This is a genomic window from Vibrio lentus (assembly GCF_002875945.1).
Classification (GTDB): domain Bacteria; phylum Pseudomonadota; class Gammaproteobacteria; order Enterobacterales; family Vibrionaceae; genus Vibrio; species Vibrio apostichopi.
Genome location: NZ_MCZK01000179.1, coordinates 1 through 18,308, shown reverse-complemented (window position 1 = coordinate 18,308; position 18,308 = coordinate 1). Strand labels below are relative to the sequence as shown.

At 44.4% G+C, this 18,308-nt stretch carries 6 protein-coding genes; 3 read left to right on the top strand and 3 right to left on the bottom strand.

Annotation, left to right across the window (positions count from 1 at the left end; genetic code table 11):
* Window positions 1-4: 4 nt before the first annotated feature.
* Both BCT49_RS24575 and BCT49_RS24570 read left to right on the top strand, forming a co-directional pair.
* Entirely contained in the window at window positions 5-430 is a 426-nt protein-coding gene (locus BCT49_RS24575; RefSeq protein WP_102438896.1) for a hypothetical protein, read from the top strand.
* On the top strand, window positions 381-872 hold the full coding sequence (locus tag BCT49_RS24570; RefSeq protein ID WP_241908118.1) for a hypothetical protein: 492 nt from the start codon (window positions 381-383) through the stop codon (window positions 870-872). The genes BCT49_RS24575 and BCT49_RS24570 overlap by 50 nt, the downstream gene beginning before the upstream one ends.
* Window positions 873-948: 76 nt before the next feature.
* Here BCT49_RS24570 and BCT49_RS24565 read toward each other — a convergent pair whose 3' ends face one another.
* The 3 genes from BCT49_RS24565 to BCT49_RS24555 all read right to left on the bottom strand — a co-directional run bounded on the left by BCT49_RS24565 (window position 949) and on the right by BCT49_RS24555 (window position 15,945).
* Window positions 949-1,947 carry an OmpA family protein gene (locus BCT49_RS24565; protein WP_102438894.1) on the bottom strand — a complete coding sequence of 333 codons (999 nt, stop codon included), beginning with the start codon at window positions 1,945-1,947 and terminating at the stop codon, window positions 949-951.
* Between the two features lie 63 nt (window positions 1,948-2,010).
* Window positions 2,011-5,526, bottom strand: coding sequence for a hypothetical protein (locus BCT49_RS24560; RefSeq protein WP_102438892.1), 3,516 nt, complete (start codon window positions 5,524-5,526; stop codon window positions 2,011-2,013).
* Window positions 5,527-5,553: 27 nt separating this feature from the next.
* Window positions 5,554-15,945, bottom strand: coding sequence for a DUF11 domain-containing protein (locus tag BCT49_RS24555; RefSeq protein WP_102438933.1), 10,392 nt, complete (start codon window positions 15,943-15,945; stop codon window positions 5,554-5,556).
* Window positions 15,946-16,253: 308 nt separating this feature from the next.
* On the opposite strand from BCT49_RS24555, the gene BCT49_RS24550 reads away from it, so the two are divergent.
* Window positions 16,254-18,113, top strand: a complete 1,860-nt coding sequence (locus tag BCT49_RS24550) for a helix-turn-helix domain-containing protein (protein ID WP_102438890.1) — start codon at window positions 16,254-16,256, stop codon at window positions 18,111-18,113.
* The last annotated feature ends 195 nt before the right edge of the window (window positions 18,114-18,308 follow it).

Below are 18,308 nucleotides of genomic sequence, written 5' to 3'. Positions count from 1 at the left end.
TTTCATGAAGCTCAAACGACCACTACTCATTATCTTCGCCATTTTGGCTATTCCCTATATCAACGCCACTGGCGGAGAGTTCTCAATTTACTCTGGACAGACTAAGCGACATGCCGAAACCCACATGCAATTCTTTCACGGTCTTTATTCATCGGTTCAGTTTCTGCCACATGAGGTAGTGAGAAAAGGATATGGCGTTTATGCCGTGCTCAATGACACGGTATTCATGCTCTCGTTAGACAAGGACTACGAGTTTCTGAACCCCAAAATTGACGACAGGGAGGTATTAAAACTCGATGCTATTCAGCACTTATCTAAAATCAATGTCGCACAGCTAAGCTCTGATAAAAATACAATTTATATGCGAAAACGGTTGGAAAATGAAAAAATCGAAAACATTCAATTTAGGGGCGATTTGGGCTTCTGGTAGAGTTTCATTATGGAAGGTATCGTTGTTACTGGCGACTTTGCTCTTGATAAGCCCTTGGATCAAACTCGTCGGGTATGAATTCACACTAGAGAGCTCTTTAAGTGGTCCTGAGCGCTCGTTGCATGTCTACATCAACAATGGTGTGTTTACCTTTGTGAATATTTTGTCTAACGGCACAACGAGAAAGAGCTCGGGGTTAGTTGGTTTTACGCAAAACACGCTCTATTTTCTTATTTTGGAGTCAAAGTACTTACATGTAGACGACCACTTATCTCCGGAGTTAAAACGTGACTTCATCAATGCCAACAATCGGCTTTTTGACGTTCGGTTAAAGGCTCAGGGAGAACACAACATCGTCATGTCATTCGATGAAGAGCTGCAGTTTAAAAAGGTACAGACTCAATTAGCCAGGATTCAAGGCAGCTACCCCAAGATAGATTGATAACTTCAGAAAATCGTACAAAAAAAGCCCCGATGTATGGGGCTTTTTTGCAGCTAAGTCTAGATCTAACACCAGCTTATTCGTTGTCAGCTGGAGCTTCCTGCTTGTTCTCTATACTCAAAGCTTGCTCTTCACTGTCAGAAAGCGCCTGCTGCTGACTGCCGGAAAGCATTTGCTGCTCTTCAGTAATATCAGATTCTTTAAACACAATAAAAGCACGGCGGTTTAACGCATCAGCTTTCTCAGTGCGCTCATTAATCGCTGGCTGTAGTTTACCAAACGACTTCACTTCCCAGATGAACTGCTTAGGGTCGAGTTTAGTTTTAAGGTATTCAACCACCGTTTCAGCACGGCGCTCCGCCAACTTCTCATTGTAAGAAACCGAACCCGCTTGGTCGGTGTGCCCTGCGACCATGATGCTGCCTTGCAAACCACTTAACTGCGCCGTGAAGTCATCCAACTGAGTTAAGTCTTCTGGCTTAAGTACTGACTTGTCAAAATCAAAGTGTGGCGTCATTGCCATGTACACCTTACGTTCTGGTTTTGGTGGTTCACAGAAAGGCATCTCTTCGTATTTCTGTGCTTCTTCAAACACAATAAATGCACGGCGGTTTTCAGCTCTGTCTTTATCAGTTTTACCAAACAACAGAGGCTGCGTCTCACCAAGGTGCTTCACTTCCCAGTCGTAATTTGTTGGGTCGAGGTGCGCTTTCAAATAGTCTGCAACCGATTTAGCACGGCGTTGTGAAAGGCGTTGATTATAATCCAATGAGCCTTTGTAATCGGTGTGGCCAACAATCGTGATGCGTCCTTTCAGGCCTCTGATCTCTTCCACAAACGCGTCTAAGTTGAGCGCATCTAAATCGCGTATTTTGTATTTATCAAACGCAAAATGCTCTGCGATGGCGACATGGACCTCACGTTCAGGCGCTAAACATTCACTGATTAAAAACTTAGACACATCTAAGCCTGCAAACTTGTCTCTGTTTTCCTGGCTCACGTAGGTGTCAGTTGCACAGCCAGCAAGAAGCAAAGCGCTCATTACACCGCTGATTAGGCCAATTGTTATTTTCATCTTACGTTCAATTCTCAACTTTCAAATCTCTACTTTCTACTTTTACCCCTCTTTGGGGCTGGCTTAAATCTTACCGACTAAGTTAATGAATACGCCTGAAGCGTCATAATCATCATCGTTGGTTAAATCACTATCAAACGCAGAGAAGTTATAACCAATGCCCATTTTTAGGTTCTCGCCAATGTGCTTGTTCACCGAAACTAACGCACCGTGCTCTAACTCATCATTGAGTGTGTCTGTTTTCCAGTGATACTCACCCGTCACATCCCACTCTTTCATCACGCGATAAGAGGCGCTCAGTCCGTATAAGTCGATGTCGCTCTTGACCATCTCATTCGCACCAGATGCACGTTCAAAGGCCTGTTCTTTATCTTTGTGCGCGTATTTAGTGCCAACGTCCCAGTGTTGGTCGATCGAGTAGATCGCTTCCACTTCAATGATCTGGCTGGTTTCGTCTTGATAATCCACATCGCGATCCAGTTGATCGAAATCTGCAATGTAGGTGTAGCGGCTCAATAAGTTGAGTCGATCGTTATAGATCGGACGATACGCAAGGCCACCCGTTGCCTCAGTAAATTGCGCCATGGTTTCACCAGTGGTTTCACTCTCTGTAATTGAGTAGTTGTACTTACCAAACAGCGTGTACTCTTCCGTTAAATGATGCGTGTAACGGTTAGTCGTCACGATTTGTTGCAACTCACGTTGTGCTATCTCTGGGTCGTCTTCACTCTTGTCCACTCGGTATTCAAATTTGTGGCTTAAAGTGATGTCGTCTAGGTCAATCGATGCATTGAAGCTGATGGACTCACGCTCAGTGGTGATGTTCTCGTCATCTTCAATTTCACCAAGTTGATAACCGATACCCATCTCGACATCTTCCGTCACGTCGTAACCAAAACCATACGAATCGATACGACCGTGACCATCGTTTTCATCAACGAATTGGTTCTCTTGGTAGAAATCGACACTGCTGGTCAGGTCTGCACGCTGACCGACAATCACGTTGTTTTCACCTTCATAGTTATCATCAACGTAGGTCACGTACGTGGAGTGGTCATCCGACACATCGTAAGTCACTGTTGCTTCAGCAACTTGGCCGCGGTCGCCATCGGTGTATTCACCACCCAACGACAAGTCTTCCAATACTTGGAATTCTGCACCAATCGATGCACTGTCGTTCTCGTCGTAGTCGTCCGATTGAGAGACTGTGGTTTGTCCTTTCATGTAGACGCTGTTATCGCTGTCCCACATGTATTCCAAACGCACACCTGCTAGGGTCGCATCGCTTTGCTCATCGTTTTGGTTCAACTCTTCGGTTTGTTGCCCTGCTGCAGACACCTTGATGTGCTCAGTGATTTTAACTTGAGTCTCGACCTCAATCGTTTCAGTATCCGCTTCTAAGTTGCCGTCGACATCGCGCTCTTCATTGGTAGAGAAACGAGACAGCACCGCCAAACGGTCGGTCGCTTGCAAACGAAGCTCAGCACCATAGGCTTCTTGTTCTAAGTCATCGCTGCTGCTCGCGTAGCTGTACCCTGAGTCTTTGTCTCGATACCAAAGTTTCAAGTCATTACCGACTGCGCCAAAAATGGTTGGGGCAAGATCGTAAAGGCTCGTCACCGCGGTGATTTGAATGCTGTCACCTTCACGGTCTTCTAGCGTGTCGCCAATCGGTGTAAAGGTTAAACCACCATCGTTCGAGACAAAGTTCGACTCGGTTTGAGTCCCTTCACTGTGGGCAAATTCAGCTTTAATGTAGGTGCCTTCAGTCGCACGTAATGTTAAGTCCGTACCGTAAGACTCGTAGTCTTGGTTGTCTTTTTCTTGAGTCGCATACGTCACGCCAACACCAACGTAATCGTTGACCCAACCTTTGGCGCGGCCACCATAAGACATCGCGTCTAACGAACCTGAACCTTGTGGGACATACTCATAATCGACAACCAGAAAGTTTTCGTAATCATCGCCGTTTTCAATCACGCTACCAAAGCTGTCAGACAAGATATTGTCGAGTGGCTTAGTCAGAATGATTCGGCCTTGGTACGGGTCAAAGTCATAGTCGACACCCGGCTCAAGTGGGATTTCATTTTGTACTAGGCCATATTCATCTTTTACTTTTACATAAACCTTGTCGCTTCCCTGTACCGCTTCGCCGTGGCGAAGGAAATACAGAGAACCGCCCGTACCTAAAAACTCATCGTGTGCATACAAGGAGTCGGCTTCAGCCGTAAAGCCGACCACATTTAAGCGGTCTTCACCATATTGTGTCGTGTCGCGAGTACGGTAATCGGCCTTGAAGCCATAAAGGCTACGGTTGTAATCGTTGTTCTCAGTACCGGTTAAACCTGTGTTGTAGTTACCCCACAAGTATTGCGATTTATCGTATTCGACGTTGAGGTAGACCTTACCTTTAGTGTTGACCACTTTTTCGATGTTTGAGCTGTCACCATAGTTACCGTAATACAGCTCATCGTCGTCTTCGAGGATATCGAATACATCCGAATCGTCTGATGCAAACGGATGTTTGAACATATCTTTTATCTCACTTTCTCGAGTATCGAAGTGAGTGGTCACGCGAAGCTTGTCACCAAATTTACCCTGACCAAAGTACGCCAAACGACCTTGGTTATAGATGTCATCTTGATACTGGTCATCGACACTTAATGCATCACTGTTGCCGGAAACGTTGTTCTTACCAACATAAAGATCAGCCAAACCCGTTTGCGCGTAATAAGTATCAGGGATACGAACGTACAACTTGTAACGGCGTTCATCACCGTTATCAAACACAACCTTGGTTGGAAAAATGTAGGAGTCTGTTGGTAGGTATTGCTCGGCGTATAAGTTGCCGTCTTCAACGTCAAATTCATCTTCACCGATGATGACTTTATCAACGCCTTTTAAACCAGTACCAATAAATTTGGCTAGGCCGGCATTGGTCGGGATATTATGACGCATCAACTTAGCTTGGCCGTAACTTTTGTCTTTGCTCTCTTCATCATCGTTATCGTTGCGATCGATATCGACTTCAGAGTCAGGCTTCACCAAGTCCGTCACACCCACTGTGGTCACGTCCATGTTGCCATCTTTATCCCAGGCTTTTAGGCGGAACATCAACTGCTCACCGACTTCAAACTGGTAGTCAACATCGGTTTGACCATCCCAATTGATGTCAGAATCGTTTGCCAGTTTATCGCCATCAAGCACAGCGATTGGCTCAGACAAACCAAAGTCACCAACACGGTACACTTCCAGTTGGTACTTTTTGATGTAGTAACCATAGTTAGTGGTGATGGTGAATCCGACGCTGTCACGCAGTGTGCCTTGCTCAACTTCTAATTCATCGCTGACACTGACATCTAATACTGGGTCAAAGCGAGTGATGTCACGGCTTGCCCAAATAGCACCTTGCTCTAGGTATATGCGCGAGCTGTCTTGGTCTTGGTTCGGCTTAGTGATTTCAATGCCAGTCGTCTCAGAACCGAGTTTTTCAAGCTTACCTGTGTCTTTCGCTACCGCCATTACAGGGATGGCAGTCAACACACACGTCGCTAAACGAGACTTACTAAATACTTTCATACAATTTCCAGATACGGTTCCAATGGCTTACTTCTGTTCACTTTCTTGGTCTTTGCGATGAACGCTAAAGTTGAACTTGGTGAGCTTGTTCGGGGTAATTCGCAACACTTTCGGGTTTTCGCTCACCACTTCCATAGAGGTGGATAGCGAGTCAGTGTCCAACTTCACTAGGAAGTTCTTACCTTTCTTATTGAGTACCCATTGGTCGGGCACGTGGTAACGACCGTACTGGTCTGTGTAAATAACGATTCCCTCAACCGTCATCAACTTAACGCCCGGAATACCGTCTTCGTAAATACCTTTGTTCTCGATAACGATTTCCCACAGGTAATCCTCGCCATCGCGATACAGGTTTCTGGTTACGTTGAGGTTTTCCGCGCTCAGTCCCTTCTTCTTATCGGATTCATGCTTAAACTGAATCTGACCTTCTGCATCAAACTCGATACGGGAGCCCGCATCGGTCGTGACATAGAAATCAAAGCTCTGCTGTGTTCGAGTCTTGAATTGAATCACCACTTTGCTGGTTTCTGGCAGTGTTCGGTTTACTGAATGACCCCAAAGGTCGCCAAGATCCAAGCCCTGCTTAAGGCCAGTGGTTATCGCACCATCTTGAACAGCAACGTCTTGGCCATCACGGATGATGTGTGTCGAGTCGGCAATGTAGCCTTGCGTTGGTAAGTTCGCGGTTAATTCAACATCAAACGCGGTTGCATCTGCTTGGAATCCATCTTTGTTGTGATCTTCAAAAACTTTACCGATGATCGACGAGGTATCGAACACTTTGTCTGGTTCTACAGTTACTTTAGCGGTGTCTTCATTCGAAACCGCAGAGCCATCCACTTTCGCGACTGCGGTGTTGATGTAGTCACCAAAGGTAGCACCTACCGATACACGCAATAGATAACGGATACGCAGTTTCTCGCCCGGATCAAAGTTCAACGAAGTGAACATCAGCTTGCCAGTGTCTGATGGTTCTTGAGAGAGAACCTGATCGTCTTCCGTACCAAACTCACCATCAATACCGCTCAACACGATTTCTGACGTGTCCACGATGTATTTCAAACCACCCGGGTAACGGTCTTCTACCGTCACGTTCTTAAAGTAAGATTCATTATTGTTTTCAACGATGATCTCGTACTCAACCGCATCACCGACTTGTGTGGTATCTTGCAGTGCAAACTTGGTCAATTCCAATATCCCAGAGTTATCTGGAATCTTCTTGATGTGAGTGGTTACGCTGTCGCTGGTTTCGGTACCGTCAGATTCTTTCGCCGTAAAGGTATTAGTGATGTCGTCATCCAAACCTTTACCTAATGTACCCACCACTTCAAATGCATAGGCATTTCGCTTTTGGGACTTCAGGTTAACGGTAGTATCTAAGTCTTTGCTCGATGGGAAGCTATGACGTTGAATCACTGCGCCCGTGTCATCGACTTCAACACCTTCAATCGTCCAGTCGGTAAACACGTTATTGCCAACGCTATTTTGCAGTTCACTGATCTCATCAGTGAGTCGCACATTCGCAGCATTACCTAAACCATTATTGGTCACGGCTAAGTAATAAGTGACACTGTCGTCATCTTCAGTGTATTCAGGTTTATCGGAACGCTTCTCGACAACCAGATCAGCACCCACTGGAGGTAAATTCAAAGCTGACACCTGATTGCCAGTTATCTGCTTCGAAGCTTCAGAATCCGACATATCTTTAGAGCGAGCACGCCTCGTTGAACTACCCGTTAAGTCAAGGTAATAGCCAAAGACATCAATGTTAGTCAGCATGTCTTCATTGACTGTCAAAATGAAGGTGTAATCAATATTGCCGCCAGGTGCAATATCGACAACGGTCGACAAGTCTCTATTATCTTCAAACGTGCCCGGTTGAGTTTCTGCTCCTTCCCACGTTGCGGTTAATGTACCTTCATCAAATGAGTTTCCAGTAATACCACCAATGTAATCGCCCATTGATTCTGCGAACTGTGTATAAATAGCAACATCTTTGGCTATACCACGACCAATATTTTGCACCACTAAGTGGTACTCAACCTGGTCACCCGGCACGTAATAAGGTTCGTCTGTATAGAGCTCAGCTTGAACAACCGCTGCAACGGTGTTGACCGGAGGGCTAACTACATCGCCGCCGTCTACTTGGGCAGTATTGATGATCTGTCCAGTCGCGATATCGACTACGGTACCTTTTGAACGGAACACAACCGTGCCATGCGGTGCAATATCTACACTGTATTCCGTTGGGCTGATTTGTTCAGCCGTCGTCCCAACAGTGGTTGACTCCACCATCATAGAGGTGGTGCCAGAAACAAAAGCAGGCCCAGTGGTGTCATCGTAATATTCAACTTCAATAGTGCTCATGTCATCGACAACACTTAGGTCATTGATGTTGTTATTTGAAGTATTTTCAATCGTGATCAGGAACTCTAATTCACCACCCTGCATATACTCGGTCTGTACATTGGTTTTCGTCGCTACAAACTCAGAATCCTTCGGCGTCATGACTACCGTAGAATCTTGTGGTGTCCCGTTGTAAGTGATGGTCGCCGTATTACTGATATCGCCAATTGCAGTTGTACGAATCAATGCTTCAACATGAAACGTCACTGTACTTTGTGGAGCGATATCCATGGTAGCGTCGATGTCTTCACTCAACTCAAAGCTCTCCGGAGTAACAACCGTACGGTCATCGCTCGCTTCAAAGCTCACTTCCCACATTAGGAAGGCCGATTCTTGTTTGTCTGTCGTGGTGTCTACTTCAATGTCGCTGATAATATCTTGCAGCTGAACCGCAGAAGCAAAGGCATCAGAGCTATTGGTTACCTTAATCTCGTAGTGGCTCAACTTAGTCACTTCATACGATGGAGTGTCGACCGTTTTCTCGACAGAAACCATCGCCAATACAGGTGTGCTGGTTACCGTGTCATCTAAAGTCGTGCCATCAAACGTAGCAGAGGCCATATTGGTGATATCACCGGTCGCAAGCGCATTGGTCGTCACTTGAATCGTGAACACAATGCTGTCTTCCGGTGCGATATCGAGCGTCTGGTTGAGGTCTTCACCACTGGTTGCGTCTGGTACTGGTGTTTCGCCCGTCGTTGATACTGCCGAGACTTGAATTGAAGCAGGATCAAAGGCTTGCTTCGTCTCACCACCAGCGATCGTGGTTTCAACCGATTTAAGTGCATCTTCAATCACAACATCCTCTGCCCAGCCCAAACCGTTATTTTTAACGGTCACGGTGTATTGAAGTGTTTCTCCCGGAAGGTACTCTGCTTTATCAACGTCTTTCGTGATCTCAACTTGCGCGTCTTCTGGAATATAAGTCGCGTCTGCCGTGTACTCACCATCATCGCCAGCCACTTTAACAACGTTAGTGATCTCGCCTTTGGCTTTGTCGTTTGCCGTGTTGGTTACAACAAATGAATAGCTATCACCAGGGTGAATGCTGTAAGTGGCGCTGTAACCTTGAGTGGTGTTAGACACATCTTTGCGAGCATTCAGTGTTGGATCGCCGCTACCATCAATCTTTTCATCACTGATGACCCAACTTCCGGTCAATGCTTGCTCTTGATCCGGACTGTTAGCCACTTCAGTCATGATGGTATCGATACGATCCGTCAAGACTTGATCCACAAGGTAACCTTCACCTGTGTTAGCCACGGTGATCTTGTATGAGATAGGTTGACCCGGTTGATACTTAGCATCAGGTTCTGCAATCGGTGTGGTTTGTTTGGTTAATACCAGCTTCCCCGCTTTAGGAGTGATGTAACCTTCTCTCAAACGAATCATCTTTGAATCGTCTAAACCGTGTCGCAGATAAGCGGTATTGGTAAAGCGACCAATCGCGTCATCACGAACCTTACCTTCGATATAGATACGAACTGCTGTGTACTTGTCGCCGCCGCCAGTACCCGCATCATCACGGCCTGCGATCTTGAGAGACTTAGCAGGGACATCGATGTCTGGGCTACTTTGCGAGACCAGCTTGTCTAGTTCAGAGAAGTCATTCGCATTGGGCTCTAACGGCGCAGAGTTAGCAAGAACATCATAATCAAAAGTCCACTCCGTGAGTGCGGTTTGCATTGTTCCGTCGACAGTTTCAACTTCAAAACCACTGATGATGTCACGGATAGAGAACAGGCCTGTATCCACATCGTCGTTGGTGATATCGATGTAGTAATTCACCGTGCCACCCGGCACGTAATCAGGCGTATCCGTCCACTTATCAACTAGAATGTTCGAGCGGCCAGGGTCAAGTACGATGTCGTTGGTGTTATCGCCATTCACTTGTGCCGTATTGGTGATGGTACCTGTCGCTGATGCAGAAACTCTGCCTTTCACGTCAAATACAATGTGCTCATCAGGGCGAAGGTCGACAGTTGCATTCAATGGCACACTACCGTTGTAGTTACCTCGTACGTCATAAGAACCAACAGGTTCCACAGCAATCGCGGTGGTCCATTCAGAGAACGCATCATCACCATCTTCAGTTTTGATGGTATGAATAGCATCGATAACACTCACGTCATTCGCGATGCTATCACCCGTATTCTCTAGCGTAACTTGATACTCAACATCCCCGCGTGGTGCGTAGGTACAACTACTGCCATCGTTTGAAGGAACTGAACAGCCTGCCGAATCACCATCGGTGTAAACCAAGGTTTTGAAATAGTCGAGCTCAGCTTCTTGAGGTGGGATAGTTTCTGATGTCGCTGACTCATTTTCTGCCGACACTTGGTTAGCTTCGATAGTACCCAACGCGTCGTCACGAATAATTCCTTTTAGATTGAACGTCAACACTTCGCCCGCGGCAATATCAGTTTCAATATTCAGGTTACTGTTTGGTTTATAACTAGGAACATAAGTATCGACATTAGCATCAATACCATTACTGCCTTCGTGAGTGATATCGCCCGAAACAAAAGCGGATTCCATTGTTCCGCCAATAACCTCAACTTGAATATCCTTTACCGTGTCTTTGATCTGAATATCATTTGCCCAACCGTTTTCAGGGTTAGTGACCACAAACTCATACTCAACTTCGTCGCCCGGCAGATAGGTATCTCCATCGTTAAACGGATTACCATTAATCGACACCACGCGTTTTTCAACACTGATATTGTTTCCAAGCGGTGTTAGTTTGGAACTACGAACACTGCCGTCGTAACTTGCCTTGTTGATGATTTCACCCAATGCATCTTCACGAACCGCAGCATGAATAGTGAACATTAGACTTTCTTGAGGCGCGATAACAATGTCGTTATCAATATCAACGTTGTTACCAGAAACAAAGTCAACCGCGTCCGTAATCGAATCAACCGCTGCCGTTTTTTCTAACTGCACTTCCCAACCAGACAAAAATGGCTGCCCGACAGGGTCACTGCCAGAAGTCGAGGCATCTTCTGCAATACGAGTCTGAATTTCTGAAATGGTATCTTCGAGGCGAGAGCCATATTCAATGCCATTACCCGTGTTCTTAATTTGAACGCGGTAGTAAACCTCACTTTCACCAGCGGCTTGAGAATATTCAGATTTGTCCGAGGAGAAGCCAGCGTCATAGAACGCCTTTTTCGAGAATGCTATTTCGGGGTCAGACATCGACGCAGGCGGAGAAACCGCTATCAGTTCGTTTCCAGAGTCTTCGTCAATGTAAGCTCTGTTAGTAAACGAGCCTACTGCTTTAGGGCTGATTTTAGCTTTAACAACATAACGCACAAAAGCTGATGACGTTGCGCGACCAAAATTATCTGCCGAGATATCGAAGTGCGTATCAATCGGTTGGTTATCTTGAATCGAGTTATCAACGTCTGGGTCAGAGATCCCTGAGCTGTCTGTAGACGTTTCGATGGACCAACTATCAAATGCTGGACCACGAGTTTCATCGTAGTATTGAGTGTTAATTTGGTCGATGTCATCACGCAGACTCATATCATCAACGTGAGCGCTCGCAATATTCTCGATTAAGATTTCATATTCAATGTAACCCCCAGGCATATAACTTGTCGCACCAGGAATCTCTTTACCATCCGTATCGTAGTAAGCCAGAATATTTTTCTCAAAGTCGACTTTACGAGCTTCTTGTTGAATATTGTGAGAAATCGTGTCGCCATCAACGGTCAATACATTAACAACACCGCCATTAGCTTTGTCATTAATGGTCGCGACTACTTGGTACTCAAGTGTCGCTCCCATCGGAATATCGGCCTCTTCGTTTAGATTGCTGTCTGTTGATGTGTAAACCTTACCGGCACCCGCACCTGCGTCTACATATTCAGAATCGGTGCCAGATGCAATAGAGGTAATGGTCCACGTTGAATACGCAGGTCCAGTCGTACCGTCGACGAGATCGACGGTAATATCTTTGAGGTTATCGACGATTGGAATGTCGTGAGCATTGCCTTTACCGTCATTCTCAACGACTAAATGATAAGTAACCGTCTTACCAGGTTCATACACCACTTCGTCGGTGGTTTTATCAAAAGAGAGGTGGTAGTCATCAGGAAGCACCACGGTATCACGGTAATGAATATCACCAATCGCATCAGGTCTAACGATACCTGTCACCGTATAAATCACATCTTCTCCGGCATCAATATCAATAGAGGTCACGATATTATTGTCATCTGCAACATTGCCGTCTTTTGTGCCATCGGTTGTACCGGCGTTTGCAGGGGCACTCTTAGCCACCGAAACCGTAAATTTGTTTTCGCCAACCGAATCGTCGAAGAATGGATTACCTGACGTGCCGTCTTGAAGCTCAACCGAGATATCATTGATCAGTTCATTGACGTCAACATTGTTGCGGTAGCCGTGCCCATCTTGAGAGTTGTATTTGATGGTGTAAGTCAGTTCATCGCCCGGAGAGTAGCGGTTGATATTGGTCGTCCGAACCACTGTGCCGTTATTGTGAACTTGATGGTTTTCAGCTACGGCACGTTTCGCGTACTCGCAGTCGTCGGTACAATCTGCATCGTCAGCATGAATCAACACCGCTTCGTTACGGATGATACCAGCGTCTCTATCTGCGACTCCATTCGATACCGCATTGTCTTTGACACGCGCTTTAATGCGGACAGTAACAAGCTCACCAGCTTTAATCGTCAGTGGGATCTCTACATCTTCAGTCGTATCAGGTCCAAAACCCGCACCACTATCAACCGACCAATACTCAAACGGATTTTGATCGACAAGATCTTCCACTTCACCATCTTTATCGTTGGCAAGCGTGGTGGTGATCTCACTCAATCGATCCAAAAAGACAAGATCAGTTTCGTCTGTATCTCCATTGTTACTAATTACGATAGTGTAAGTGAGGTCTTCACCCGGCGTGTAACGAACCACATCGGTCGTTTTGGCTAGTGATACATTGATGTCATAAGCACTGTTCGAGTTGTCTATTTGTGCAGAAGAGCTGTGTTCACGGTCTGTGATTGGGTCATATACATCAACACGGTTTGATACTTGGTCTTCTTCATAATCAGACTTAACAACACCACTGACTTCGTAGTGAATCCACCCGCCAGGAGTAATATCCACATCAGTATCGATGTCTGCATTGTCAGAGATATCACCGTAGCGAGATCCCGGCTGATCCGTATTGGTTGAACCGACAATAGTCCAACTGTCAAAGAAGTTAAGCGCTGAAATACTGTCTTTTACCGTTGCGTCATTTGCGTAGCCAACACCTCGGTTATAAATATAAATATCGAAGGTAGTACGCTCTCCTCCCACAAAGTCAGAGTTTTGAGCCGTCTTATCGACAATAAGATTAGGTTCATTTGGGTAGGTGTGAACGGTATCCGATAGGTTGGTATCAATGCCCGTTACCGTTGCAGTATTGCTGAAGTCTCCCCAGAGGATTTCAGTATCATCACTGCGATCGAGTGTTCCGACAATGGTATACGTAATAGTTGCGCCCGGCGGGATTTGTGCAACAGCATCCAAGTCCTTACCGTCTAAGAATTCACCAGGATCAGTAACGGCCTCTGCCCAAGGAGAGGTTGCTTCTTTTTCAGCACTGATCGTCCACGATTTAAACACTGGCTTGGTTTCACCCGGCTCATGCAATAACTCAGCCTCTATCGTGCTGATTTCATCTTTAACATTGATGTTAGACGCAAAACCATTCCCTTCAGGATTGGTAATGCTGATCCTATAAGTCACTTCCTCTGTCGTGTCAGTGTAAGCGCTTTGCTCATTGTTACCATCGACACGTTTATCCAAGACTAGGTAATAGTCCCTCGGGTATGAACCTCTGTCGGAATAAAGCACGCTGTCTACCGTCACTTGATTTCGAATCTCATCATCTGCAATCGGATTTACAACCGCTGCAATGCTGTAGATGATTTTGTCGTGAGGGGCTAATTTAGCCTTTACATCAAGGATCTTTTTATTACTCTGATCACCTTCAATCTCACCACTGAATCCGGGATCACTGTTTGTTGATACTAAGTTATCTGAACCATAAGATTTCGCCGTCACTTCCCAGCTCAAATACGCGTTGATTGGCGTACCATCGATTGAATTGGTCATGACTGACACTAAATCATCATAAACAGGTACATCGATCGCGTAGCCATCACCATTATTTTCTACAGTAATTTCATAATTGAGTGTGCCACCCGCAGAGTAATAGCGAGAATCCACCTCTTTCTGTACTTTCAACTTGGAGTTTGGCATTTGTACGCCAGAACCCGACTCACCTAGGTTGTCTCCCAGACACAAACCTGCATCGGTACCATCATCGACAATTTGACCGACACTGGTATCTGCTACTTTTGCTGTCAGCTTGTAGTGAACAAAGCCCTCAGGTGCAAGATCGACTTTTAGGTTGATGTCGTTCGTTGTCCAAGCCCCATAATTAAATGAACCATAGTTAGAACCCTCACCACTGCTTTCATCCACTTCCAGTTTCCATTCGGAGAACGCAGAAGCATTAGTGCCATCGGCTTGTTCTGTCACGATACAAGCAAATTTATCGATCACTTCAATATCGTTTGCGAAAAATTCAGTGTCTTTGTTGGAGATAACAATGTCGTAGACCACTTCATTTTCACCCGCTATTCCGGGCACATAAGTGGTATCTGTTGTGTTCTTGTTGCGAGTAATTTGGCTTGATGAAGAATCTAAAACATCTTGTGTATTCAGGGGAGTAGTCACTACATCAGCGGAATCGGCCGTGCCTTCAGCATCCACGACGCGCGCAATAACTTTAGGAATTTCGCCAATAGATACGGGGCTTACATCGACCTCAACCGAGTAAAGGATCTCCTCGCCAGGGTAAATAGAGACTGTATCGTTCAGTGAACGGTCGGATTCAACGCCGCTAACGGCCAGTTCAGAAGTACTGTTAGCACCAATAGTAATAACTTGATTGGTCCAAGATTCGTAAGGATTGCCAGTTGTATCGTTAGCATTTTTGTCATCGCTAACATCGTTACCTAAGTCGGTCTCTAAGTCAGCAAGTAACTGCTGAACAGAATAGCGATAGGCGATACCGGAATTTTCTTGGTTGGTTACGGTAACCGTGTAAGAGAACTCATCATCAACAAGGTAGTTATCTGTTTGGTTTAAGGTATGTTTCAGAGTGATATTAGGTTGTGTAGGGGGCGTGGCGATTACATCACCCGTTACTAGAGCGTCTCGTGTTTCCGCCGTTATGCTGTCATTAACAATGTCGCCGACAAGTTTGTCGGCAACGGTCGTTCGAATTTTGTAGGTGATAGATCCACCAATATCTATCGATGCATCAGCGACTGACAAGTCCCCTGAAGAACTAAAGTTACCTGCATCACTATCGCCACCTTGTACCTCGGCTGAGTTCACATTGTTAGTGAATGCCTGTTGAAGAACGCCATCAATGTCGAGTGCCTTAATATCTGAAATTGCATCGTGAACATCAAGCGTTTGAATCACCGTATCGCCAGTATTCGATACCTTGATCGAGTACGTCAGTTCTTTATTCAGTTGGTAGTTTGTCTTATCGACTGACACCACAACATCGTGTTGGTACAAACTTCTCTGAATGGATTCCGTATTTGATTCAACAGAATCGAGAGGTCCAGAGCTTGCACTTGCCACGTTATCAATCGTACCCGCCGCATCACTAGATACTGTAGCAGTCATCGTATAGGTCACCGACCCACCCGCCGTAACACGAACGTCAGTCGCTTCTAGATTGCCAAAACGATTGTAAGTGCCTGGTGACGAAAGAGCGTTCGACCTAGCTTCAATCAATACCTCAGTAAAGGCGTTAACGTTATTCCCTTCATCGTCTGTCGTTAAGATATTTAATAGCCCATCTTTAACGTCAAAATCATGGATGGCTGTATCCGACTCATTCGTTAAAACAAGCGTATAAACCACTTCCTGGTCATTGTCGTAAGACGCACTATCAACAGACAGGTCCATTGTTAAGCCGGTAGTGTCCGCATAGGAGGCAAATGGAACCAATAAAATGGATAAGAGAAAGACAAGGTTGTATCTGAACATTAACGCGCACTTCACAGTAGATTGACAAGTCTCTAGGCCGAATGCCATAGATTTGACGTCACTAATTTGGCATTTTGCCTTTTAGGGACATGCGCAACATACAGTTCAAATATTCTGAACAATTAACATCCATCAAAAACAAATTGATGGCAATGTTAAATAGCGAGTCGGATGTCTAAATTAGAATCAACTTATTAAGTTAATTATCAAAAGGTTAGTGTTTTAAGATGAGTGAATTTTCACAGTTGCTACGTAACTTAAGAAAGGAACTTAAATTTACACAAACGGAATTTGCAACCTACTTAAACCACCTAGATGATGAGTTTAATGCGGTTGATGTTGTAACGATAAATCGTTGGGAAAACAACAAGGTAAAGCCTAGCGCTTACAAAGCACTCAAGATCTTGCAGTACCTTGGGGGGGACTTGTTTGGTACAATAAGAAGCTTTAAATCTAACCCAAAAGATACGTTAATCGATCTGTTTTTAAACGAATCTTATGGCTCATTTCAAAGTAGAATTTCAGCTGTATCAGGCCTGAATAAGCAACAAGGCAATCGCAACTTTAGGTCACTGCCTTTAATGTCAAAGCAGTGCGACACTGGCGTCATTGACAGAATAAAACTACTTTCTAAGTTCACCAAAGTAGATATTTCACCACTGAATCAAATTGATTTATATCTCTATTACAGTGAGAAAAAAGCACACGGTCACAAACTCATAAATGGAAATGACGAGATTGTGAGTCACAACTTAGGATTTTTCTTTGAAGAGCATCAATTTGAAATATTAAAGACTCAAGAGCTGGATATAAGAATGGCCTGCTCTTTAAAATCAAGCAAGAACATAAATTATTTTAATATAAGCTCGCACTCAGAAACAGAACACCATGTGATTGAGCATATAGTTTCAGATATAAAGTTACTTTCTCAAAGTAAAAACATAAAGAAATACTCTGTTTTAGTAAAAGATCCCAATATGATGAAGCTCTTGAAGGGAGTGGGATTTGAAGTATTCAAATTTTCAGCACCTTGTGCTGAAAAATCTAATATTACATTCAAAAAAAAATATTATAGCTACTGTATATTAACTATTGATAAAATAGACTATCTGACGAATCGGAACGTTATGTCACTAATCAAAGATGGATATTCTACCACGATGAAATTTTCACATTTACTGCGTGAATCACGTAAAAAATTGAAATTAACGCAAAAGGATTTCGCGGCATACATCAATCACTTAGATGATGAATTCAGCTCTGTAGATGTCGTAACGATTAATCGATGGGAAAATAACAAAGTAAAACCAAGCAATAACAAAGCTCTCAAGCTATTAGACTGCCTTGGCCTGGACTTGTATACAACGTTGAAATCCTTTGATTCAGAAGATAACGAAGACAGTGTACTACTTGAAGACTTCCTTCGTGAGAGGTTCTTTTCGTTTCAAAGCCGAATATCATCTATCACTAAAGGGGAGATAGAAGAAGGCTGCGACTGTCAGATCATGCCATTGATGACAGATCAGAATGACAAAGCAGTAATAGATAGAATAAAGCTGATTTCGCAATATACAAAGGTGGATCCTTCAGCTCTTGATACTATCGACCTGTTTCTCTATTGCAGTGAAATAAAGGCGCATGGCAGAAAAATGGTCGATGTTAATGGCGATATTGTTAGTCATAGCCTAGGTTTTTTCTTCAACGAAGAGGTATTCGAGCAATACCGAAATAAGCATCTGCATATTAAGCAAGCATGCTCTTTAGATTCTAATCATAACCTAAATTACATTGTGGTTAGCGGTCATTCCGAGAAGCGCGAACAATCTATTGCTAACCTGATTTCCGATATGAAGCTTCTTGCAAGAAATACTAAGATTAAAAAGTATTCGATGATCATAAAAAATCCAAACGCATTAGAGCTAATGAAGAATCTCGGGTTTGAGATCTATAAGTTCTCAGAGCCAACAGAAGAGATGTCGAATATCACCTTTAAAAACAAGTCATACCGATACTGTATATTAACCATCGACAAGATCGAATTGCTTAGTAATAAGCATGTTATATCATTTATTAATAAATATGGTTGATTTTCAACATGCGTAAACTATAAGAAAGCCACCGTATCAACGGTGGCTTTTTATTAACTTATATAAACATTTACCTATCTTGAATCGAAAGATAGGTAATATATGCAATCACGCCATCGGCATCAGTTGAAGAAGCTCCCCCTGAGAAACCCAAGTAATAAAATTTATTCATATCAATGGCTTTGTTGCGTAATT